Origin of the sequence: Streptomyces sp. NPDC013157 (assembly GCF_042899865.1) — a bacterium.
Taxonomy (GTDB): Bacteria; Actinomycetota; Actinomycetes; order Streptomycetales; family Streptomycetaceae; genus Streptomyces.
Genome location: NZ_JBIBAK010000009.1, coordinates 258907 through 279528, shown reverse-complemented (window position 1 = coordinate 279528; position 20622 = coordinate 258907). Strand labels below are relative to the sequence as shown.

At 73.3% G+C, this 20622-nt stretch carries 19 protein-coding genes; 7 read left to right on the top strand and 12 right to left on the bottom strand.

The genetic code is table 11. The features are described 5' to 3' along the window. Positions 1-7 precede the first annotated feature (7 nt). Both ACFY6U_RS26845 and ACFY6U_RS26840 read right to left on the bottom strand, forming a co-directional pair. The gene (locus ACFY6U_RS26845) at positions 8-664 is read right to left on the bottom strand and encodes a rhomboid-like protein (RefSeq protein ID WP_390042200.1); all 657 of its coding nucleotides are present in this window, start codon (positions 662-664) and stop codon (positions 8-10) included. 59 nt (positions 665-723) lie between these two features. Further along, positions 724-1572, bottom strand: coding sequence for an MHYT domain-containing protein (locus tag ACFY6U_RS26840; RefSeq protein WP_390042198.1), 849 nt, complete (start codon positions 1570-1572; stop codon positions 724-726). Positions 1573-1753: 181 nt separating this feature from the next. Between ACFY6U_RS26840 and ACFY6U_RS26835 the strand changes: the two genes are divergently transcribed. Then, positions 1754-2992: an aldo/keto reductase gene (locus ACFY6U_RS26835; RefSeq protein ID WP_390042197.1), complete on the top strand. Its 1239-nt coding sequence runs from the start codon at positions 1754-1756 to the stop codon at positions 2990-2992. 7 nt (positions 2993-2999) lie between these two features. On the opposite strand, the gene ACFY6U_RS26830 is transcribed toward ACFY6U_RS26835, so the two are convergent. Further along, the gene (locus tag ACFY6U_RS26830) at positions 3000-3413 is read right to left on the bottom strand and encodes a DUF4913 domain-containing protein (protein WP_390042195.1); all 414 of its coding nucleotides are present in this window, start codon (positions 3411-3413) and stop codon (positions 3000-3002) included. A gap of 151 nt (positions 3414-3564) precedes the next feature. On the opposite strand from ACFY6U_RS26830, the gene ACFY6U_RS26825 reads away from it, so the two are divergent. Both ACFY6U_RS26825 and ACFY6U_RS26820 read left to right on the top strand, forming a co-directional pair. Continuing rightward, positions 3565-4605, top strand: a complete 1041-nt coding sequence (locus ACFY6U_RS26825) for an inositol polyphosphate kinase family protein (protein WP_390042194.1) — start codon at positions 3565-3567, stop codon at positions 4603-4605. A gap of 115 nt (positions 4606-4720) precedes the next feature. Next, the gene (locus ACFY6U_RS26820) at positions 4721-5005 is read left to right on the top strand and encodes a hypothetical protein (protein ID WP_390042192.1); all 285 of its coding nucleotides are present in this window, start codon (positions 4721-4723) and stop codon (positions 5003-5005) included. A 72-nt stretch (positions 5006-5077) separates the two neighbouring features. Here the strand turns inward: ACFY6U_RS26820 and ACFY6U_RS26815 are convergent, their stop codons facing one another. From ACFY6U_RS26815 to ACFY6U_RS26780, 8 genes are all read right to left on the bottom strand, one after another. Beyond that, a complete protein-coding gene (locus ACFY6U_RS26815) occupies positions 5078-6895 on the bottom strand; it encodes a type IV secretory system conjugative DNA transfer family protein (protein ID WP_390042190.1) in 1818 nt (605 codons plus the stop codon). Continuing rightward, complete coding sequence (locus tag ACFY6U_RS26810) at positions 6892-8487, bottom strand: ATP/GTP-binding protein (protein WP_390042440.1); 1596 nt, start codon at positions 8485-8487, stop codon at positions 6892-6894. The genes ACFY6U_RS26815 and ACFY6U_RS26810 overlap by 4 nt, the downstream gene beginning before the upstream one ends. An 89-nt stretch (positions 8488-8576) precedes the next feature. After that, positions 8577-10070 carry an SCO6880 family protein gene (locus ACFY6U_RS26805; protein WP_390042188.1) on the bottom strand — a complete coding sequence of 498 codons (1494 nt, stop codon included), beginning with the start codon at positions 10068-10070 and terminating at the stop codon, positions 8577-8579. A 135-nt stretch (positions 10071-10205) separates the two neighbouring features. Continuing rightward, the gene (locus ACFY6U_RS26800; RefSeq protein WP_390042186.1) at positions 10206-11441 is read right to left on the bottom strand and encodes a hypothetical protein; all 1236 of its coding nucleotides are present in this window, start codon (positions 11439-11441) and stop codon (positions 10206-10208) included. Position 11442: 1 nt separating this feature from the next. Further along, entirely contained in the window at positions 11443-12357 is a 915-nt protein-coding gene (locus tag ACFY6U_RS26795; protein WP_390042184.1) for a hypothetical protein, read from the bottom strand. Between the two features lie 20 nt (positions 12358-12377). Further along, entirely contained in the window at positions 12378-12668 is a 291-nt protein-coding gene (locus tag ACFY6U_RS26790; RefSeq protein ID WP_362591663.1) for a hypothetical protein, read from the bottom strand. 102 nt (positions 12669-12770) lie between these two features. Continuing rightward, entirely contained in the window at positions 12771-13049 is a 279-nt protein-coding gene (locus tag ACFY6U_RS26785) for a hypothetical protein (protein ID WP_390042182.1), read from the bottom strand. Continuing rightward, entirely contained in the window at positions 13046-13891 is an 846-nt protein-coding gene (locus ACFY6U_RS26780; protein ID WP_390042180.1) for a DUF6668 family protein, read from the bottom strand. The genes ACFY6U_RS26785 and ACFY6U_RS26780 overlap by 4 nt, the downstream gene beginning before the upstream one ends. A 187-nt stretch (positions 13892-14078) precedes the next feature. Between ACFY6U_RS26780 and ACFY6U_RS26775 the strand changes: the two genes are divergently transcribed. From ACFY6U_RS26775 to ACFY6U_RS26765, 3 genes are all read left to right on the top strand, one after another. Beyond that, positions 14079-14876 carry a lytic transglycosylase domain-containing protein gene (locus ACFY6U_RS26775; protein WP_390042178.1) on the top strand — a complete coding sequence of 266 codons (798 nt, stop codon included), beginning with the start codon at positions 14079-14081 and terminating at the stop codon, positions 14874-14876. Positions 14877-14892: 16 nt separating this feature from the next. Continuing rightward, a complete protein-coding gene (locus tag ACFY6U_RS26770; protein WP_390042176.1) occupies positions 14893-15762 on the top strand; it encodes a hypothetical protein in 870 nt (289 codons plus the stop codon). Positions 15763-15864: 102 nt separating this feature from the next. Beyond that, the gene (locus tag ACFY6U_RS26765; protein ID WP_390042174.1) at positions 15865-16524 is read left to right on the top strand and encodes a sigma-70 family RNA polymerase sigma factor; all 660 of its coding nucleotides are present in this window, start codon (positions 15865-15867) and stop codon (positions 16522-16524) included. Here the strand turns inward: ACFY6U_RS26765 and ACFY6U_RS26760 are convergent. Continuing rightward, complete coding sequence (locus ACFY6U_RS26760; RefSeq protein WP_390042172.1) at positions 16500-19511, bottom strand: BTAD domain-containing putative transcriptional regulator; 3012 nt, start codon at positions 19509-19511, stop codon at positions 16500-16502. The two genes, ACFY6U_RS26765 and ACFY6U_RS26760, sit on opposite strands and share 25 nt — an antisense overlap. Before the next feature lie 348 nt (positions 19512-19859). Between ACFY6U_RS26760 and ACFY6U_RS26755 the strand changes: the two genes are divergently transcribed. After that, the gene (locus ACFY6U_RS26755; protein WP_390042170.1) at positions 19860-20546 is read left to right on the top strand and encodes a pentapeptide repeat-containing protein; all 687 of its coding nucleotides are present in this window, start codon (positions 19860-19862) and stop codon (positions 20544-20546) included. The last annotated feature ends 76 nt before the right edge of the window (positions 20547-20622 follow it).

Below are 20622 nucleotides of genomic sequence, written 5' to 3'. Positions count from 1 at the left end.
CTGGACGCTAACCCTTGAGGGCGGCCAGTGTCTCCTTCGGATTCCATGCTTTTCCGCGCCCTCCGGTCAGCGGCCGGCAGCCGAGACCGATCAGCGCGGCGACGAGATGTCCCAGGTCGGTGAAGGTGGGCGACTCGGTCAGCGGCAGCCCGTAGACCAGCAGCACGGCCACGACGTACGGGTACCGCCACGGCGTCGCGATCCGGTACGCGAGCACCGCGATCACCCCGGCCAGCGCGTAACTCACCCCGATGTCCAGGGTGTTGACCGCGGAGTGCGGGGCGATGCCGTCGTGGATCCCCTTCAGCAGCGCGCCCTCGCTGATCAGGGTGGCGAGGACGTGCGCGGCCACGCACACCACCAGCCAGCGCACCGTGCCCAGCCAGCGTTCCGCCGGCGCGTGGAACACGGTGTAGAGGAAGGCGTACGGCAGCCAGTGTCCGCCGTCGATCCACATCGCGCTGGCGACCAGCACCCGCACCGGGTTGTCCGACAGCTCCCGGATGTTGGTGGACCGCTGCCGCAGGAACTGCTGCTCGAACTGCGGCGACATGTGGTGCAGGGCGACGGTGGTCACGAAGAGAATCGCCAGCCAGATGTACGTACCGGGGGCGCTGCGGACGTACGCCCACACCCTGCCGCCGAGTCCCCGGAAAAATCCCATGAGGCGATTCACGCACGATCGTAACGGCGGGTGTGTGAGTGACATTCCGGATGAGCTGGTCACCTCAGAGCCCGGGGCGCGATGCCGTCCGGCGGCCGCGGCGCGAGCAGCCCACCGCTCCTCGCACCCGGTATCGGGCCGGGGCCCGTGCCCGGTGTGTTCCACGGGCCGTCGCCCAGGACCACGTCCGGGTCGAACATCACGATCACGCCGGCCACCAGCAGGGCCACCAGCGGTCCGGCCAGCATCACCAGCAGGAACGACAGCAGTCCCACGGACGACGGGGCGCCCGGCGAGACCTCGTGCAGCCGGACCGTGACGGCGGCCATGCCCGTGTAGTGCATGCCGGTCACGGCCATCGCCATGACCAGGCTCGCCCCGAAGGCCGGCCAGGCCCCACGCACCGAGACCGCCGCCCACAGGGCCGCGGTGGCGGCGACCACCGAGATCACCACGGACAGCACCACCTCCGCCGTCCGGTAGCGCACGGTCCCGTGCATCTCCAGGGCGGCCATGCCGACGTAGTGCATGGCGGCCACGCCGAGTCCGGTGAAGACGCCCGCCGCGGCCAGGTTCGCGGGTGCGGCGCCCCGGTAGCCGACGAGGAAGACGCCCAGGGCGACCACGACGATCGCGATCGCGAGGCTGAGCATCGTCCGCTTCGGGTCGTAGTCCACAGGGGTCTCCGCGACGCCGAAGCCGATCATGGCGATGAAGTGCATGGTCCAGATGCCGCAGCCGAGCGACACCGCGCCCAGCAGCAGCCAGCCCGCCCTGTGGCCCGGCCGGGCGCGGCGCAGCGACCGTGTGGTGCAGCGCAGACCGAGCGCCGAGCCCAGGCAGGCCATCAGATAGGCCGTGATCGGTGTCACGGCGCCGTAGTGGAAGTTGGAGACTGTGCCGTTCATGGGAGCACTCCCTGCTGGTGTCTCACCGTGTGGTCTCGGGTCGTGGTGACGTCAACGGCCCGGCCCGGGCGCGCGGTTCAAGCGGGACGTGAACCGGGTCCCGCGCGTCCGCCGTTGTGTCGGTGCAGGAGTGAGCGCCGGGGACACCGGTAGGCAGTGGAGAGGGGAGGCGGGGGCTCGGATGGCGCACAGGTCGTGGCTCGTGTTCGGGCTGGAAGGGCGGAGCACGCAGGACGTGCGGGATGCCGTGGATCTCGGCTACCGCCGGTTCGACGCGGCGGAGGGCTACGGCCGTACGACCGACGAACTGGCCGAGGCGGTCCGGGACAGTGGGGTGGACCGGGAGGGGATCGAGGTCCTCTACCGGTTCGACGTACGGGCGGACGAAAGCCGGGCCGACCTCAAGGCCAGGCTCCAGGAGGTCGCGGCGAGGTTCGACGGGCGCCTCGACGCCGCGGTGATCGGCAATCTCGACGCGCCCGAGGAACAGGTCAAGGAGGCCTGGGCGGTACTCGGCGAGTTGAAGGAGGAGGGGACGGTCCGGGAGGCGGGGGTCGCCGGGGTCGCACCCCGGCACGCGAACCTCCTCGTGGACCTCCGGCAGGAAGGGCGCGTCGGCGTCGTCGACTTCGCACCGGAGGCCGCCGGGCGGGGACAGGGCGCGGCGGAGGGCTGGCGGAAGAACCTGCTCGACGCGTTGGGCGGGGAGGAGGACCTGCGCTACTACAAGGTGGTGCGGGCACTGGGGGAGCTGCTGGGGCGGGCGGCGCAGACACCGCAGCAAGTGGGGACACCGCAGGCGTCACAGGGGCCGCCGGCGCCGTACGCGCCGTACCCGTCGTACCCGTCGCAGGTCCCCGCGCGGTCCACCCCAACCCCCGCCTCCGCCTCCGGCATCGTCCTCCGGAACGACGACACGCCCCTCCCGGACGGGGTCAGGGACCTCCTGGTCCCCCTCTACGAGGAGCCGGAACGGCTGCGGGCGGAGGTGCGGGCTCATGCGGCGGGCGGGGCCGTGGACCGGGAGGCGGTCAGCCGCTGGCTGATGGAGGAGCGCGGGTTCACCCGGGAGGAGTTGGAGGGCCTCACCGTGCCGGACCGGGTGGGGCTGCGGGGCGAGTACCGGGACCTGAGGCTGGCCGACGTGCTCGCCGGGCACCTGGGTCCGAACCCGCGGGAGCAGGCGGTGGCGCACGAACTCGGCTACGCCCTGCTGCACGACGCCGACACCTGGAAGGAGGTCCGGCCGGCGCTGAACACGGTCGCTTACCCCCCGGGGCCGTCGTCGGTCGCCGAGGCGGCGGCGTTGCGCGGTGTCAACACGGAGTCGCTGGGCCGGGGCCCGACCAGGGGCAGGGAGGAGGCCGCCGTGCGACCGCCGTCGCAGATCGCGTCGGTGACGACCTCCCGGACGCTGTGACGGCGGCTCACTCCACGTAGGGCGCCATCGCCGGGGGCTCCTTCTCCCGGTGGCCGTTCGCCTTGCAGCCCGCGAAGGGGCCGGACGGGTCGCGGAGTGCGGTCATGACGTGGGCGAGGTGGTCGCGGTGCCAAACGGCGGGACCGGTCAACCCGGCGGCGGCACCGGTCAGTTCCTGCCAGGACAGCCACAGGCCGTACAACTGGGCCACGGCCTCGCGGTGGAGCCACCAACTCGTGCACCAGGGGGCCGTGGAGGTGACCTCCCGGCCGTAGACCGGCAGCAGGAGATGGCGTACCCACTGCATCAGTCCGTGCAGGGCCTCGTCGTGTTCGGCGCCCGTCAGATAGAGGATGAAAACCGGCTTCTGCTGCTGTTGCCGGTGCTCTTCACGTTCTTGCTGTTCCTGTGTCGAGGGCATTCGAGGTACTCCGGTCCCTTGTGGTGTGGCCGTTTCACCCCGCACTACGACAAAGGCCGGCCGAGGGTTCAAGAGGATTCGGTTGCGTTGAACTCCGGAGCCTGCCAGACACGTTGTGGACTGCTGAGGTATCCCACAAAGGAGCGTACGCATGGTGGAGAACGAGGACGAGGAAATCCACATCGAGCTGGGCTACGGCACCGATGAAGAACAGGAACAGGATCAGCGGAATAAGCAGGCCAACAGTGCGGGAGGCCACGGCGACCTGCAGTTCCTCGGTGCGGACCGGCAGATCGTGCAGAAGCCGGCCGGGGGCCACAACACGGAGAACGAGTTCTACCAACGGGTCCGGAACGGGGACTACCCGGCGATGCGGGGTGTGGTGCCCGAGACATACACCGCCGACCAGGTGCGCACCACGCTGAAGGACGATCTGAACGAAGGCCAGAAGGCCGCTCTGGACGACAAGAAGTACGTGTACATGGAGAACATCGCGAACGTCCAGCAAAAGAAGATCCTGGACATGAAGGTCGGCTCTCAGACGACGAGCTACAAGGACAACACGGCGCAGCAGGGAAAGGACGCCCCGGAAGCGATCCTCAAGTCCATCAAGCTCAAATTCTTTGACATCGCCACCGGGTCCGCCGTCCGTAACTGGCGTGTGGTGGCAGGGGATGACGCCAACTCGAGTCGTACGTTGACCGGCATGAATTCCGAGAAGATCCTGAGCAAGTTCTCGGACGATCCCGCGGTGTGGCAGCAGATGGTCGACAAGATGAAAGGCATCAGGGACGCGGTGAAGACGACCGACATCGGTCTGGTCGCCTCCAGCGTTTTCACGGTCTCGGGTACGGACAAGCACGACGGAAAAGCCGTGGTGGACGCGAAGCTCATCGACTTCGCTCATGTCATCGACGCCGACAAGCCCTTCGAGGTCACCAAGAAGGGCGTCGACATGACGGACGCCAGGGACAAGTTCCGGGACAACTTCGTCACGGGGATGGACTCCCTGATCAAGACCTCGGAGAAGATCCTGCAGGCAAAGCAGACGGCCGCCGCCGCGAACCTGACCCCGGTCGGAACCCAGGACCTCCAGAACAGCGCCGGCTCCTCGAAGGCGTCCGCGTCGGCCAAGAACACCGTCCCGGCCTTGAGCACCGGCAACAACCAGAACAAACCACTCGGTCAGTGACACGAACGGGCGGGACCCGCACGGCGGGCCCGTCGGGCCGGGGTGCGCAGCGCGTCCTGGACCGGTGGGCCCGCCGCGTCCGTGCGGCCAAGTGAGCGTGAGGCAAGGGAGAGTCATGAACGGCGAGTTGGTCATTCAGGCGTTCGGCACGGCCACGGGGATCGGCTGTCTGGCACGCGCGGTGTACGAAGCCGTACTCGCGGCACGGTCTCGGCGGCCGGCGGTACGGCCTCGGCCGGGGCGGGCACGGCCGCTCCTCCCGGGGCGGTGGACCGACGGGGCGAGCCGGGGGCGGCGTGACGCCGCCCCCGGACGGCAGCCGTTGGGCGCGGCCTTCGCCTGGTTCGTGTCCTGCACGCTGGCCTTCGGCATCGCGGCCGCGGTCGGTCTGGCACGGTGACCGTCGGCCCGTCGGGCAGGACTTCGGGCCGGGAGCGGAACCCCGCTCCCGGCCCGTACCGTGTGGCCCCCGCTACGCGCCCGGCGAGGCCGGGGCCTCGTCCTCCTGCTCCGTCGGTTTCGTGAGCGTCACCGGCCCGGCCCCCAGCCGGGCCGCCGCCCGCTCGGTGATGGCCGCCGTCTCCGCATTCGCCGCCGCGGAGACGGGGCCCGCGTCCGGCTCCTTGTACCAGGGGCGCAGCCGGATCAGGGCCGGCCGGACACCGGTGGCGAGAAGCAGGGCCGTGCCCTTGGGAAGGGCGCGGATCCGGTCCGGCGGCAGCACCGACTCCTGGCGGTAGGAGTACGACCGCGAGGTGCCGTCCTTGCTGCGGGAGACGCTGGGGGTGCGCACGTCGTGCTGGCCCACCAGGGTGGAGATCTTCTGCACGAAGTCCGCGTCGTCCAGGCCCGCGCCGAGCAGCTTGACGGTCGCCGCGCTCCACAGCGCGTCCATGCCGGCCTCGCCCCACACCCGCGCCCCCTGCCGGTAACTCTGCAACAGCGTCACGACGTTGATGCCGCGGGAGCCGAAGTGCGAGTACAGGTCGGGGAGGTCGGAGATACGGCAGACGTTCGCCGCCTCGTCGAGGACCGCCGTCATCGGCGGGTCCAGCCGGCCACCCATCCGCTCCGCCGCCACCACACCGGCCCGCATGGTGGCGTCCGCGATGCCCGCGATGACGCCCGCCGCCGAGCCGCCGCCGTCCTTGGAGAGCAGGTAGAGGGTGTCGCGGCCGAGGACGTGGACGGCCGGCACGAACTCGGGCAGGTCCGGGTCCGGGGTCACCCAGGCCAGGATCTCCGGGTCCAGGAGACAGGAGACGGTCTGCCGGGCGGTCTCGTAGATACCGTCCCTGGTCTCCACCGCGCCCCGGACGGTGCCCTGCAACTGGTCGGCCATCGCCGGGAGTCCGGCGTCCCGCAGCAGGTCGATCGGGGTGCGGTCGGCCGGGTCCGCGAGCCAGGCCAGCAGCTCGCGGACGTCGACCCCGCCACGCGCGGCGGCCAGGAAGAGGGCGGTCAGGGTGTTCTGGGCGGCGGCGATCCAGAAGTCCTTCTGGGAGGAGTCGTCGTTGACCGACGCCACGAAGTGGCCGGCGAGCCGGCGGGCGCCCTCGATCGTCGTGCACTCGCCGAGCATGTTCCACCACATGCCGCGCGGGGTGTGCGCGATGCCCTGCGGGTCGAAGGTCCACACGGTGCCGATCCCGGCGCGGGCGGCGCGGGTGACGGCGTACACGTCGGACTTGTTCGAGGTCAGCAGCACCGGGCCCTGCGCGCGCAGCACCCGGGGGATCGCGATCCCGGTGGACTTGCCGGCCCGGGGGGCCATCAGGTCCAGTTCCACGTCCTCGTAGGAGGAGCGGAGTTCGGGTCCCGAGGGGGCGAGGTCGCCGAGGAGGTTGCCGGTCTCGTCCGGGTGCAGGTGGTCGCGGCCCTTCAGGGTGGGGCGCAGGTCGCGGGCGCGGGCCGCGATGCCCTGCGGGCACATGCTCGCCAGTTCCCGGCGTCCGGCCAGCCCGGAGGGCCGCGCCAGCCGCTTCGCCACCAGCCGTACGCCGATGACGACGGGCACCGCGAGCAGCGCGGGCAGTCCGACCAGACCCGCGTACACCGCGCCGGGCGGCGCCCCGGGCCACAGCCGGGCCGGGCCGTCGGCGACCAGCACCCTGACGGTGGACAGCGCGAACGGCGGCGCGCTCCAGCCGTGCCCGCTGAGCCCGGCGCCCAGGGTGCCGCCGCACCACAGCACCGTGAACACCAGCAGGGACACGGCGGCCACCGCGACGATCGCCCAGGACGCCATCTCCTGACCGCCCACGGCGGCGGACGGCCGCCCGGCACTCATGCGGGCCTCCGCAGCCGACCGAGCAACATGGTCGGCGGGTCGTCCAGGGGCGCGGCGCCCTGCGGGACGACAGCCTGTGGGGCGTCCTGCGGGACGGTCTGCGGGAGGGCCTGCGGGACGGTCTGGGAGACGGCCTCCACCGCGGCACCGGAACCGGCATCAGCCGTTCCGCCTGCCCCGATCGCCCCGAGGTCCACCACCCGGGGCGCCGTCACCCCGTTCGGTGTCCAGCGGGTGTTCGTGTCGTGGAGCCGGCGTTCCACGTCGGTGATGGCGACCCGGATCGGGATGCCGGGGCGGCCGCCGACCTTGATGAGGAAGCGGCCCCGGCCGGGCGGCTCCTCGTGGTCGCCGGACGTGCCCCAGCCGGGCGGGGACGACCAGGAGGAGACCAGTTCGATCTCCCGCTGGGACAGGCCCACGACCTTGCCCAGCTCCTCCATCTCCGCTCGCGGCAGACCCGCGCACACCACCATCCCGGCCCGCTCCACGAACCCGCGTGCCTTGGCCCGGTCCGAGTCCGTGCCCAGGGCCTCCGCGTCCTTCAGGGTATGGGTGATCTTCGCGTCGCCGAGGCCGAGCGAGCGGTTGAGGCGGGTGAGCGCGTCGATGCGGTCGACGATGCCGGAGGCGGCCCGCAGCGGTCGCCACAGTTCGTCGAGGACCGTGAAGAACCAGCGGCGGGGCGCCAGCCCGGCGTCCGCCAGCGCGTGCGCCGCGGCCACCGTGCCGAGCCCGTCCGACCAGGCGGCCAGCATCGCCGCGGCGGTCAGCTGGGTGTCCGCCTCCCCGATGCCGGAGATGTCGATGCACACGGCGGGCGCGTCCGGGTCGATCCTGGTGGACGTCTCGGAGGCGAAGGTGTCGCCGAGCGGGCCGTCCAGGATGCCCAGCAGGGAGCGGTGCAGCGGGTCCACGGCGTCCCGGTAGCGGGTGTCGTCGCCACGGTCCAGGGTCACCGCCCGCACCCGGTCCGGCCCCTCGGCCAGCACCCGCAGCAGATCGGGCAGGAGGACCGACCGGCCGGCCGGGGTGCGCTCGCGCAGGTGGTGCAGGACCGCGGAGAGCACCGACTGCTCGTGGTCGTCCATCGGACGGCCGCGCACGATGGTGATCAGCGCCGCCACCATGTTCAGGACACGGCCGTGTGTCTCGGCCTTGAGGACCTCGCCGGCCTCCCCGCCGATCCGGGCCGCCGCCGCGCCCATCGCGCCCGGGTCGAGGACGTTGATGCCGCCCCGCCCGCGCCCGATGGAGATCACCTGACCGCCCAGCGCCCGCACGGTGTCGGCGTAGTCGGGCTTGAGGTCGCCGAGGACCAGCGGTACGACCCCGGTCGCGGCGAGCCCGATCAGCATCCGGTTGACCAGCGTGGACTTGCCGAGTCCGGGCATACCCAGCATGAACAGGGACGGGTTGGAGATGTACCGGGCCCGGGTGAACCAGTTCAGCGGGTCGCCGCACACCGTGGCCCCGGTGAACAGGTGCTGCCCGAGCGGCACCCCGGTCATCGGCGAGCCGGAACCCGCCGCGAACGGCCACATGCCGCACGCCTGCACGGTGGTGGCCCGCCACATGGTCGGCGGGTCCATGTGCCCGACGCGCCCGCCACCGGGTCCGGCCCAGCCGCGGGCCGGCACGTACAGCCGGTCGGCCGGCTTCTTCTCGCTGTCGCGCCTGCTCACAGTGCCTCCTGCAACTGCTGCGGAACCAGGGTCTGCTCCCAGGGCAGCAGCCCCGCGGGAAGCGTGCAGTTGAAGGCGGCCGCCTGCATCCGGTCGGCGGCGCGCAACTGCACGCGCGCGGCGGCCGACAGGTTGCGCACGGTCACTCCGGCGTCGGCGAGTTCCGCGTCCGAGTCCACGGTGACCGTCAGCATCAGCGAGAACTCGACGAGCCCCGCACCGGCCGCCTCCTCCGCCGCCGCCTGCTCGGCCGCGCGCACCTCGGAGGCGGCGCGGGCCTGCACCATGCCCCGCCCGGAGGTCGCCATGAACTGGGCGCTGCGCCGGTCGGACTCCACGATCCGGGCCGAGGTGGCCGGGTCGATGGGCCGGTAGACCAGGGCGACCCGCTTGCGCCGGGTGCCGGGCGCCGCCTCCAGCAGCCCGCGCAGCACCGAGGACCGTACGGTGCCCCGCGGCGCCAGGGTCAGCAGCCAGGTCCGGGAGACGCCCGAGTCGTGCCGGTAGCTGCCGACGGTCTCGACCGCGGCGGCCGGACCGGCGTCCTCCCACTCCAGGCCGGTACCGCCGTGCTGGGCGCGGGCGTTGAGCACGTCGGGGGCGACCGCCGGGTCGTAGGCGACGCGGACGACCTCGGCGATGCGCTCCGCCGACAGCGGGTAGGCCGCGCCGCCGCCCGCGCCGACCAGCCCGCTCAGCAGGCCGGGGATCCGGATCGCGAGGTCGGTGAGGACATCGTCCGGGGTGCGCTTCTGGCCCGGCGGGACGCCGTAGGTGAGGGTGACGTACGTGTGCATCTCGGAGGAGGCGCTCGGATAGCGCTGGACGACCTCCTCCATCACCGCGCGGGCGGCGGGCGGGGCGTCGGGGGCGATACGGGGCAGCACCTCGTTGGCGAGCCGGGTGCCCGGGTCGGGGGCGGTCTCCACGATCACGGCCGCGCCGCGCAGCCCGGGTTCGTGGGCGAGCCGGGCCAGCCAGTCGCCCCACATCGCCACCCACACGTCGACCTGGTCGGGGTCGACCAGGGAGCCGCCGTCGGGGTCGCAGCCGAGGACGATCGTGTACTGGCTCCGGGCCGCGTGCCGCAGCACCCCGAACGGCCGGTCGTAGGCGTCCCGGCCCTCGTGCATGGTGACCTTGTTCAGCAGCCCCGGCGGGCGGAACCGGCCGCCGGGACGGCGGGAGAGCGGGCCCGAGACGTAGAGGTGGGCGCCCTTGCGCTTGCGGCGGCGCCAGCCGATCCGCAGGGTCATCAGCTGGTAGACGTTGCGGCCGTCCTGGGTCCGGACGGCGAGCGGGACCAGGAACAGCAGCAGCGGTCCGAGCACGACCAGCGCCGCGGTCAGCGAGATCAGCGACACCAGCAGGGTCAGGATCAGCCCGCCGAAGACACCGAAGGTGCCGACGAGCCCGAGCGGACCCAGACCCGGCCTGCGCGGACGGCGCCAGTTCCCGTAGGTGGGATGGGTGACGGCTTCCGTGGACATGGGAGGGGGGCCTCCTTCTCGTGTGAGGTGTGAGGTGTGAGGTGTGAGGTGTGAGGTGTGAAGTGCTAGGTGCGACTTGTGGTGCGTCGTGTGTGGGGCGTGGTGTGTGACGTGGAGCGAACCCGGCTGCGGGGCTCAGCTGTTGTGGCCCCGGTCGCCGTCCGCGTCCTGGACGGCGCCGGAGGCGACCCGGCCGACGAACTGCGCCGCGGCGACCGCGGCCGCCGCGGGCCCTGCCGCCGCCGCGGCACCGGCCGCACCGGCCGCGCCCGCACCACCCGCGGACCCGGCACCGCCTGCGGAGCCCGCACCACCCGCGGATCCGGTGGACCCCGCGGAGCCGGTCGAGGCGGCCGAACCCGTCGTGCCCGCGGCGCCGTTGCCGCCGCTCGTGCCGTTGCCGCCGCTCGCGCCGCCGGTGCCCGCCGCGCCCGAGGGGCCCGCCTGGCCGGCCCCGCCACCGCTGTCGCCGCCGCCCACCGACCGGGCGCCCGAGGCGAGCGAGCCGGCCGTGGACATCGCCACGGACATGGCGTTGCCACTGCCGAGCGCGGCCGTGGCGGGTACGACGAGTTTCAGCAGCGCGGGCAGCGCGATCGCGGACAGCAGCATCACGCCGATACCGGCGATGCGCTGGTTGATGTCACCGGTACCGTCCGCCCCGCCCTGGCCGCCCGCGGTGAAGATCGCCGAACCGGCGAACAGCACGAGTCCGGCGGCCGGCTTGTAGAGCAGCCAGGCGATCATCCAGCCGACGTGCTTGCGCCACCAGCCGCCGCCCCAGTCGGTCATCGAGGCGGCCGCGGCCAGCGGCAGCGTGCCCAGCAGCAGGATCATCACGCCGAGCCGCACGAAGAGCAGGATGGTCTGCACGATCCCGGCGACCAGCAGCAGGAACGCGAGGATCAGCAGCAGGAAGGACTCGATGTCGCTCTGGCAGCCGAAGTTGTTGAGCTGGTTCTGCGCGCCCTGGGCGAAGAGTTCGTCGGCGTACTGGTCGGAGAGCCGGGCCGCCGCCGTGAGGACGGTGGTGGCGGCGCCCGCGACCAGGATCATCCGGATGACGCCCTTGAGCGCGGTACGGCCCGCGTCCCCGCGCCGTTCCAGGGCCATCCGGGCGGCGGCGAAGAGCAGTGAGCCGACCGCGAGGTAGACCACGATGCCCTGTGTCTGGTCGTCGACCGCGCGGGCCGAGTCCTCCCCGGCCAGGGTCGGGATGGCGGTGGTGAGGCTGCCGAAAACCGAGATGGCGGCCGACAGCACGGCGTTGGCGATCCCCGCGACGATCGTGCCGATGGGGTCACCGAGGAAGTCGAAGAAGCCCTTGGCCGCGTCGGCGATCGGGTTGCCGGTGGTACAGGTCGCCGCCATCTCACGCTCCCCACAGGAGGAAACCGCCGGGGCCGGAGACGGTCCGGACGGGGGTGTGCAGGGAGCCGTCGGCGGCGGCCTCGACCTTCCAGTCGCCGTCGCCCCAGCGCAGCCCGACGTTCGTGGCGGCGTAGCCGCTGGCCGTCTTGATGAGCAGCGCCACCGTCGCGGCCGACTTCTGGTACGACAGCACGGAGAACCCCGCGTACGCGGCCGAGGAACCCGAGGCGCCCTGGGGGGTGTCGGGCACCGTGGCGCGCTGGGCGACGAACAGGTCACGGCCGCGGCCCGCGACCACCTGCATCCGGGCGACCGACCGCCAGGCGGGCCCGCTCATCTGGGACGGGATGACGTGCGCGGCGAGCGCGGCGCCGGTCGGGGTGTGCGCGAAGCACCACCACACCGGTCCGGTCGTCATGGTGGGGCCCGCCGAGGCGGAGACCGGCACCCGGGTGCCGGACAGGTCGCGCCACTGCACGTCGGTGGGCACGGCCGTGGGCGGCGCGGTGTCCCCGTCGCCGGTGTCGTCGTCGGTGGCGCAGCCCTCGGGGCGGGCGCCGTGCATGGTCGGCAGGGCCACCACCTGCCCGCCGCGCGCCGAGACCGGGCCGCCGCCGCTGCCCGAGCCGCCGCCCCTGGTCAGCGCCACGACGGCGGCCACGAACAGCACGACGGCGAAGAAGCCCGCCGACAGCTGCCAGCTGCGCTGCCGCCAGAACGGGCGCGGACCGTCCTCGGCCCACTGCGGACGCGGGACACGGGTCTCGTCGCGTGAGCCGAGGATGTCCTCGCGCGGGCCGCGGCTGTTCGCGCGTGGGCCGCGCCGGTGCAGGCCCGCTGGTTCCCGTCGTACCGGGGTCTCGTCCCGCCAGGGGACGCCGAAGCCGTCCTGACGGTCGTTCGCATGGTCTCGCATGAGGGTCGTCTCCCGCCGGCTCACTGGAAGACGAACTGGATCAGCGGGCCGGCGGTGGCCACCAGGACGCAGCCGCCGAGCACCATGCCGAGCCGGCCCATGTGCTCCGAACTCTCCCCGCGCTTGAGGGAGATGGCCATCATCGCGCCGGTGATCAGCACGCCGGCGACACCGGCCGCGGTGCCCGCCCAGGCGGCTATGCCCAGCACGGTGTTGACCTTGCCGGTGAGCTGGTCGGGTGCGTTGCGGGTGGGGTCGGGTACCGCGCCGTCGGCCAGCAGGACCGAGGCCGAGTGCAGGAGTGTGCTCATGATGCCCTCCGTGAATCATGATGAAAGCGGATGAAAGCTGATGAAAGGGGTACGGGTGGGCGTGCGGGGACGCGTCACCGCGGGTACGGGTGTGGGGCGGGGTCAGATGGACAGGTCGCCCAGCGCGGCGACCAGGGGGCCCGCCGAGGCCGCGATCACGCAGCCCAGCAGGACGAAGAAGACGCCCCGGAAATGCTCGCCGCCCTCGCCCGGGTCGCCGCGGCGGAGCTGGAGCGCCATCTGGATGCCGACGGTGATGAGCCCGGCGACGCCGCAGGCGGACGCGGACCAGGCGAGGATGCCGAGGATCTGGTCGCCGTCGGCACCCGGGTCGAACGCGGCCAGGGTGAGGGGCAGGGTGGCCGGGGCGGTCGTGGTCATCGGCCGCCCTCCTCGTCCCCCGGGCGTATGCCGATCAGTTCGGCGAGTGCGGAGAGTTCGCGGGGCAGGGTTTTCGGCCGGTCGCCCACCCGCCAGGCCGGCACCCACGGCACCCGCTGGACCGGCGCGACCGACCCGATGATCCGCACCCGGCGGGCCAGACTGAACGGCAGCCGTCCCGGGGCGTCCGCGACCAGGACCAGCGCCAGCAGGTCCAGGCCCCCGGGGGCGCGTCCCTCGCGCAGCGCGTTCAGGACCTGGGCTACCGCCTGGAGGCCGTCGGCGTTGGTACGGCCCACGACCATGAGGCGGCTCGGCTCGCCGGCGGCCGGGTCGGGCCACCGGCTCCCCGCGTCCATGCCCCCGAAGAGCCCCGCCAGCGTGCTGGCACCGGCCCCGCCGTGCGCCTTCACCCAGCACACGGTCCGCTGTGCGCGGCGGCCGGTCCGGGGCGGTCCGGACTCCGGCGGCGCGTTCCAGGAGGCCGCGGGATCGGGCACCGCCGGGGGCGGCGCCCCGGTCCGACGCCGATGCCGGCGGCTCTGCACGGGCGCGCCGGGCAGGGGGGCCGGTTCGGGCGCGGCTTCGGGCGCGGGCACGTGGGCCGGTGTGGGTGCCGACAGGTATGCCGGCATGGGTTCCGGTGCGGGCGCCGACAGGTACGCCGGCATGGGTTCCGGTGCGGGCGCTGCTGTGGCGGCCGGTGCGGGTGCTGCCGGTGTCGACAACGGCACCGGCACCGGCACCGGAACGGAGGTGGTGGGGGCGTCGGTTCCGCCGTAGGCGGTCGGGCCGCGTACCCAGGACTGCGGTCCCGGCGGAGTGGTCGGTGGAGCGGTCATGCGCGTGCCGCCTTGTCTCTCATGTCGTTGATGCCCATCCGGTTTCTCATGGTTTGAACCGGTTTGCTTTCCGGCCCGTTTGAGTCTCACGAGTCCGTTGGACCTCACAACGCACGGTCACCCCAGACGGTTCAAGGCACCGGCGGCCGGTTCCACGGCGGACGGCCGGAAGGGAGAAGGCACACACATGAGTTCAGGTTCGGAAGAGGGAACGGGCGACGGCGCCGACGGGGCGGCCTCGGCCGCCGTGCGCAACGCGCTGGCCGCATCCGGCTGCGGCTGCCTGCTGTCACCGGTGGTGCTGCTCGGCGGGGTGATCGTGATCATCGTCATCGGCGGCTTCGGGGTGATCCTGGCGCCCCTGATCGCGCTGATCACGGCGTTCGGCGGGGGCGGCGGAGGCGGCGGACAGCCCTCCGCGGACGACCTGATCGCGGTGTTCCAGGGCGACGGCAAGGGGGAGCTCGACCCCGCCGCCGTCCCCGCCGATCTCGTCGACCCCATCCAGAAGGCGGGCGCGCTGTGCGACGCGATCGGGCCGACGGTGATCGCCGCGCAGATCGAGCGCGAGTCGAACTTCAACCGGACCCTGGTCGGACCGGACGGCTCCCAGGGCATCTCACAGCTGCCGCCCGCGGTCTTCGCGCGGTTCGGCGAGGACGAGGACGGCAACGGCAAGACGTCGGCACTCGATCCGGCCGACTCGATCCTCGCGCAGGGCCGTTTCCTGTGCGATCTCGCCGGCCAGGCCCAGCAGCTCATCGACAGCGGCGCGGCGAACGGCTCCGTCCTGGACCTCGCGCTGGTCGGCTACGACCGGGGGCTGGACGCCGTCCGGCAGGCCCGGGGCGTGCCGAAGACCAACGAGGCCCAGGGCTACGTGGCCGGGGTGCGGGCCCTGCTGGCCAAGTACGAGGGCCTCGTCACGCCACCACCGTCGACGACCTCGCCGCCCGCCCCGCCGCCCGCTCCGGACAACCAGTGAAGTGAGGAGTACGACCATGGAGACCAACCACGGGGGCGACCGGGAGAACGGCGGTCAAGTCGACGTGTTCCTCTCCGACGACGGAGCGGCGCTCGTCGACAGTGTGCCGCTGTTCCCCGAAGCCGGCCGGTCCGTCCAGGAACTGGTCCTGGACCTGCTCCAACGGCAGGCACGGGAACGGGGGGCACCGGTCACGGCATGGGTGCACGACCGCCCCGGCGCGACCCGCTTCCACCTGGAGGTCGCCCCGGACGGCTCCAGCCACGTCCTCCCCACGACGCCCGCGCCCACGCCCCCGCCTCCGACGCCCGACCCCCCGCCGCCGCCTCCGACGCCCGACCCCCCGCCGCCGCCCCCGACGCCCGCGCCCCCGGCGGCCGTCCGCCCCGCTGCCCCCCTCGTCCCGGCCCCCCTCGCGGCTCGGATGAAGCGGCTCGTCGACGACGTGGCCGTGCGCGAGCTGGAGCAGGCGTACGAACTGGCGAGCACCCTGCGGAGGCGGCTCGCGCAGGTGGACGGCGGTACGCATCCGTACGTGTGGGAGGTGCGGGCGCTGGAATCCGTGCTCGCCCGGCTGCGCGACGGACGGCGGCAGACCGTCGCGCTCGCACTGGCCGTGGCCCGGGTCCGCTGCCGCGGCGGGGATCCGCGGGCCGCCGACGCCGTGGCCCGTGCCGCCGCGGCCTGGGGCGCCCTCGACGACGCGCGGGCCCTGCACGGTCACGGCCGTGAACTGCTCGGACTGTGGGATGAGTTGGCGCGGCGCGAGCTGCTGCCGCCGACCCATGCCGAGGTGGTGGCGGCGGTCCGCTGGCACCTCGACGGGGTCGTACACCAGGCGTCAACGGAACGTGGATCCCGGCCCGGCACACTCGGACCGGTTTGAGGGCCACCGTCAGCGGCTCTCGCCGCCGCACCCCGCCCAGGTCATCTCGTCGGAGCACGGAATTTCTCGGCCCACGGGGGTCGATCACACCGAGGAACGCCCATGAACCTGACTGTCATCGGATCGGCCGCCGCGGTCTCGCCCGAGGAACGGGCGCTGCACGGCCTCTACAAGGCGCACGGTCCCGCCCTGTACGCGTACGTCGTGCGGCTGGTCGGCGGGGACTGCCACCGTGCGGAGGACATCGTCCAGGAGACGCTGCTGCGCTGCTGGAAGAACGCGGAGAAATGGAACGGCTGGGCGGACCCCGCCGACGCGGCGCACGTGTCCGTGCGGCCCTGGCTGTTCCGGGTGGCCCGCAACCTCGTCATCGACGGCCACCGCACGCGCCGCGCCCGCCCGGTGGAGGTGGACGGCAGTGCCTGGCTCGGCGAGACGTCCGCCATGGTGGCCGGGACCGACGAGATCGACCGGATGCTCTCCGCGATGGTGCTGCGGGAGGCACTGGACGCCCTCTCGCCCGCGCACCGGGAGGCGCTGGAGGCGACGTACTTCGCGGACCGCACCACGCAGGAGGCCGCGGAGGCCCTCGGCATACCGCACGGGACCGTGAAGTCCCGGGTCTACTACGCCCTGCGCAACCTCAAACTGGCCCTCCAGGAACAGGGGATCTCGCTGGGCGAGGGCCCGCCGCCCCCGCCTCCGCCCCGGACCGGGCCCGCCTTACCTGGCGGTGGTCACGCCGAACGCGACCCCTCCTGAAGTTTCGCCGCCGCCCTCGCGGCACCGGACGGGCCGGTGCCCGGCGCGCCGGTCTCGCCCAGGGCGCGCAGGTCCTCCCGTACCTCCTCCGCCTCCGGGTTGCCCGCCTCGGCCAGCAGGGCGACGGCCCTCGACCAGGCCGTCTGCGCGGCAGCCGGGTCGCCGGCGGCGCGGTGGGTGGCCCCCAGGTGCCGGAGCGAGTCGGCCTCCATGTAGCGGTCGCCGATCTCCCGGAACAGTTCGACCGACCGCTCGAACCGCGGGACGGCCTCCTCGTACCGGCCGAGATGGTGCAGCGCGTAGCCGAGGCTGTCCTCCGCGGAGGCCAGGCCGAACAGGTCGCCGGTCTCCGCGTACACGGCAATGGCCTGCTCGCACGCGCGCAACGCCTTCCCGTGTTCGCCGAGCAGGATGTACGTCCAGCCGACCTCGTTGCGCACCCCCGCCTCGCCGTTGCGCAGCCCCAGTTCCCGGTAGAGCGCGAGGGCACGGGCGTAGTGGCCGAGCGAGACGTCGTGCCGGCCCGCCCGGTTGGTCTGGAAGGCCAGCGAACGGCGGGTGAGGGCCTCGCCGAAGCCGTCGCCGGCCTCCTGGAACAGCTCCAGGGCGTGTTCGAGCTGCCGCATGCCCTCCGCGCGGCCGAGCCGCAGCGCCGAGTAGCCCAGCCCGCGCAGGGCGTGCGCCTGGCCGACGCGGTCGCCGAGCGCGCGGGCGGCGCGCAGGGCGATGGCGTTGATCTCGACGAGGTCGTGGCTGTAGCCGAGGCGGTTGAAGTACAGGTCCAGCGCGCAGGCCGTGCGCCAGGCGTGCTCGTCGTAGCCGTGGGCCGCGGCGTGCGCGACGACCGCGCCGAGCACCTGCCGTTCGGTGCGCAGCCAGGTGGTGGCCTGCTTGCGGTCCTCGAACCGGGCCGGGGAGCTGCCCGGCACGGCTTCGGGCAGCGGCACCATCTCGTGGAACGGCCCGAGCACGGCGGCCGCGTGGTGGGCGGTGCGCAGATAGTGGTCGTGCAGGCGTAGCAGCGCGCGCCCGGTCGCGGAGTCCGCCGCCGCTGCCCCCGCCTCCCTCTCCACCCCCGCACCCGCACCCGCCTCTGCCTCCGCCTCCGCTTCCGCGAGTTCCGTCGCGTACGCGCGCAGCAGGTCGTGGAAGACGAAACGGCCCGGGGAGCGCTCCATCAGCAGGTTCGCGGTGGTGAGTTCGGCCAGCAGAGCACGGACCGCCCTGACCGGGACCCCGGCCAGGGCGGCCGCGGCCGCGCTGGTGAGGTCCGGGCCGGGATGCAGGGCGAGCCGGCGGAAGAGTTCCGCGGTGGTGGGCGGCAGCGCGCGGTAGGACCAGGAGAAGACGGCCCGCGCGTCCGTCTCGGCGTCGCCGCCGGCGAACGCGTCGAGGCCGCCGTGGTTCTCCCGCAGCTCGTCGGCGATGTCCGCGAGCCGGAAGCCGGGGTGCTGGGCGGCGCGCGCGGCGGTGATGGCGAGGGCCAGCGGCAACCCCGCGCACAGGCCGACGATGGCGTCCGCCGCCTCCGGTTCGGCCGCGACCCGGGTCGGGCCCAGCCGTCGTACGAGCATCTCGCGGGCCTCTTCGGGGGTCGGCGGGCCGAGCGCGAGCGGGTACGCGCCCTGCCCGGCGACCAGGCTGCTGAGCCGGGACCGGCTGGTGACGACGGCCAGGCAGCCGGGGGTGCCGGGCAGCAACGGCCGGACCTGCTCGGCGTCCCGCGCGTTGTCGAGGACGATCAGGACCCGGCGCCGGGCGAGGACACTGCGGTAGAGGGCGGCCTGGGCGTCGAGTCCGTCCGGTACCGAGCCGGGGGGCACGCCGAGCGCGACGAGAAACGTCTGCAGCGCGTACGAGGGGGGCATGCCGGCGCCGCTGGGGTCGTAGCCGCGGAGGTTGACGTAGAGGGCGCCGTCGGGGAAGCGGTCGGCGACGCGGTGGGCCCAGTGCACGGCGAGGCTGGTCTTGCCGGTGCCGGCCATTCCCTCCACGAGCACGATCGTCGCGCCGGCCGGCGGCCCGTCCTCGGGTAACAGCGCGGTGACGCGGTCGAGTTCGCTGCGTCGGCCGGTGAAGACCGGTAGGTCGGCGGGGAGTTGCGCGGGTTGCAGTGCCGCCGTGGGCAACGGCGGTGCCTGCAAGGGCGGTGGCCCGGCCGCCGTGTCCCCGGCGGGGCCCACGGCGCCCGGGGCGGCCGGTGTCTCCGGTTCCCCTTCCCCCGCCAGGATCCTGGCGTGCAGCGCGCGCAGCGAGGGCCCCGGTTCGATGCCCAGTTCGTCGACGAGGGTACGGCGGGTACGGGCGTACTCCTCCAGCGCCTCGGCCTGCCGGCCCGCGCGGTACAGGGCGAGCAGCAGCAGTTCGCACACGTTCTCCCGCAGCGGATGCGCGTCCCGCAGCGCGGCCAGCTCCGGCAGCACCGCCTCGTGCCGGCCGAGTTCGAGTTCCAGGCGCAGTCGGGTTTCCAGCATGCCCAGCCGGCGCCGGTCCAGATGGGTGCGCTCGGCCTCGGCGTACGGGCCGGGGACTCCGGCGAGCGGGGTGCCCGACCAGGTGCCGAGCGCGGTGCGGAGCAGGTCGGCCGCGCTGCCCGGGTCGCCCGCCGCGCGGTGCCGCTCGGCGCGGGCCACGTACTCCTCGAACGTGTCGAGGTCGCTGGAGACCGCGTCGGTGCGCAGGGCGTACCCGTCGCCGAGGGACACCACCAGCCGGGGCGGCTCGCCCGTCTCCCGCTCCGGTTCCAGGAGTTTGCGGAGGCGGGAGACATAGGTGCGCAGCACCGAGACCGCGCCTGGCGGCGGGTCGGTGCCCCAGACACCGGCCACCAGGTCGCCGAGACCGGCCGCGCGGCCCCGGCGCAGCAGCAGCCCGGCGAGGACGGCGCGCTGCTGGGGCGATCCGAGTTCCAGTTCGGACTCGGCCCGCCACGCGCGCAGGGGGCCGAGCAGCGAGAACCGGAGCGGATCCGTACCGGTTGCCTTCACAGGGCCGGAGAGTAGCGAGCGGATTGCGGAACGTCAGGCGGATGGTGCGAATTGGCCGGTCGGCCACAGGTCATCGGCGGGATTGTGCGGGCCGTTCCCGCAGGTCGAGGCACGGGCCAGGTCACGGTTCCAGGACCACCTTCTCCGATGGTCGCCCGGGTCTCCAGGGCCCGGTGATCCCTTCCGCCGACCAGCCGAAGACGAGGTGCCGGCCGCCCTCGTCGAGCAAAGGTGATGGCCGATCCGGCGGTCCGGCTCTTCGACGCTTCCGACTCTTCGGCCTCAAGTGCGCTTGAGGTCGAGGGCGGGCCGCGGTGATTGTCAGTGGGGGCCTGCACTATGGAGGGCATGGCGAGGACAGGGGCCGGTGGGGCCGGTGGAGGCAGGGTGAAGGGCGCGCGGCGACCGGAGGTGCGGCTGCCCGAGCTGGAGGCCTGGGGCGGGGGCGAGCTGGAGCCGGACGGGGACTACGACGGGCAGGCGTTCCGGGAGGCGGACTTCGCGGGGCAGGACGGGGCGGGCGCCCGCTTCATGGACTGTGCGCTGACGGACTGCGCCTTCGACGAGACGGGGCTGCGGCACGCGCGCGTGCTGGACACGGTCCTCACCGGGATAAGAGGTGTCGGCACCGATCTGGCCGAGGCGACCCTGCGCGATGTCGAGCTGGTCGACGCCCGGCTGGGCGGCACCCAGTTGCACGGTTCCGTCCTGGAGCGGGTGGTGATCCGCGGCGGCAAGATCGACTACCTCAACCTGCGCACCGCGAAGCTCAGAGACGTGGTCTTCGAGGGCTGCGTCCTGGTGGAACCGGACTTCGGCAACGCGGTGCTGGAGCGCGTCGAGTTCACCGGCTGCACGGTGAAGGCGGCCGACTTCAGGGGCGTGACGATGAAGGACGTCGATCTGCGGGGCGCCGCGTCCCTGGAGATCGCGACAGGGGTGGAGCGGCTGGCCGGAGCGGTGATCAGCATGTCCCAACTCCTGGACCTGGCCCCGGTGCTGGCGGCACAGCTGGGCATCCGCGTGGAGGATTGACCAACCCCGAGGGCAGCGCGCCCCACAGGGGCGCGGGGCCGTGTCGATGTGCGGCTACCGCCGCGTGGGCGCGACC

Excerpts from the sequence above, each read along its gene's own strand:
- ACFY6U_RS26785 (WP_390042182.1), bottom strand. The coding sequence starts at position 13,049 with ATGACCACGACCGCCCCGGCCACCCTGCCCCTCACCCTGGCCGCGTTC.
- ACFY6U_RS26795 (WP_390042184.1), bottom strand. The coding sequence starts at position 12,357 with ATGCGAGACCATGCGAACGACCGTCAGGACGGCTTCGGCGTCCCCTGG.
- ACFY6U_RS26780 (WP_390042180.1), bottom strand. The coding sequence starts at position 13,891 with ATGACCGCTCCACCGACCACTCCGCCGGGACCGCAGTCCTGGGTACGC.
- ACFY6U_RS26755 (WP_390042170.1), top strand. The coding sequence starts at position 19,860 with ATGGCGAGGACAGGGGCCGGTGGGGCCGGTGGAGGCAGGGTGAAGGGC.
- ACFY6U_RS26805 (WP_390042188.1), bottom strand. The coding sequence starts at position 10,070 with ATGTCCACGGAAGCCGTCACCCATCCCACCTACGGGAACTGGCGCCGT.
- ACFY6U_RS26775 (WP_390042178.1), top strand. The coding sequence starts at position 14,079 with ATGAGTTCAGGTTCGGAAGAGGGAACGGGCGACGGCGCCGACGGGGCG.
- ACFY6U_RS26770 (WP_390042176.1), top strand. The coding sequence starts at position 14,893 with ATGGAGACCAACCACGGGGGCGACCGGGAGAACGGCGGTCAAGTCGAC.
- ACFY6U_RS26845 (WP_390042200.1), bottom strand. The coding sequence starts at position 664 with ATGGGATTTTTCCGGGGACTCGGCGGCAGGGTGTGGGCGTACGTCCGC.
- ACFY6U_RS26800 (WP_390042186.1), bottom strand. The coding sequence starts at position 11,441 with ATGGCGGCGACCTGTACCACCGGCAACCCGATCGCCGACGCGGCCAAG.
- ACFY6U_RS26830 (WP_390042195.1), bottom strand. The coding sequence starts at position 3,413 with ATGCCCTCGACACAGGAACAGCAAGAACGTGAAGAGCACCGGCAACAG.
- ACFY6U_RS26765 (WP_390042174.1), top strand. The coding sequence starts at position 15,865 with ATGAACCTGACTGTCATCGGATCGGCCGCCGCGGTCTCGCCCGAGGAA.
- ACFY6U_RS26825 (WP_390042194.1), top strand. The coding sequence starts at position 3,565 with ATGGTGGAGAACGAGGACGAGGAAATCCACATCGAGCTGGGCTACGGC.
- ACFY6U_RS26835 (WP_390042197.1), top strand. The coding sequence starts at position 1,754 with ATGGCGCACAGGTCGTGGCTCGTGTTCGGGCTGGAAGGGCGGAGCACG.
- ACFY6U_RS26790 (WP_362591663.1), bottom strand. The coding sequence starts at position 12,668 with ATGAGCACACTCCTGCACTCGGCCTCGGTCCTGCTGGCCGACGGCGCG.
- ACFY6U_RS26815 (WP_390042190.1), bottom strand. The coding sequence starts at position 6,895 with ATGAGTGCCGGGCGGCCGTCCGCCGCCGTGGGCGGTCAGGAGATGGCG.
- ACFY6U_RS26810 (WP_390042440.1), bottom strand. The coding sequence starts at position 8,487 with ATGGACCCGCCGACCATGTGGCGGGCCACCACCGTGCAGGCGTGCGGC.
- ACFY6U_RS26820 (WP_390042192.1), top strand. The coding sequence starts at position 4,721 with ATGAACGGCGAGTTGGTCATTCAGGCGTTCGGCACGGCCACGGGGATC.
- ACFY6U_RS26840 (WP_390042198.1), bottom strand. The coding sequence starts at position 1,572 with ATGAACGGCACAGTCTCCAACTTCCACTACGGCGCCGTGACACCGATC.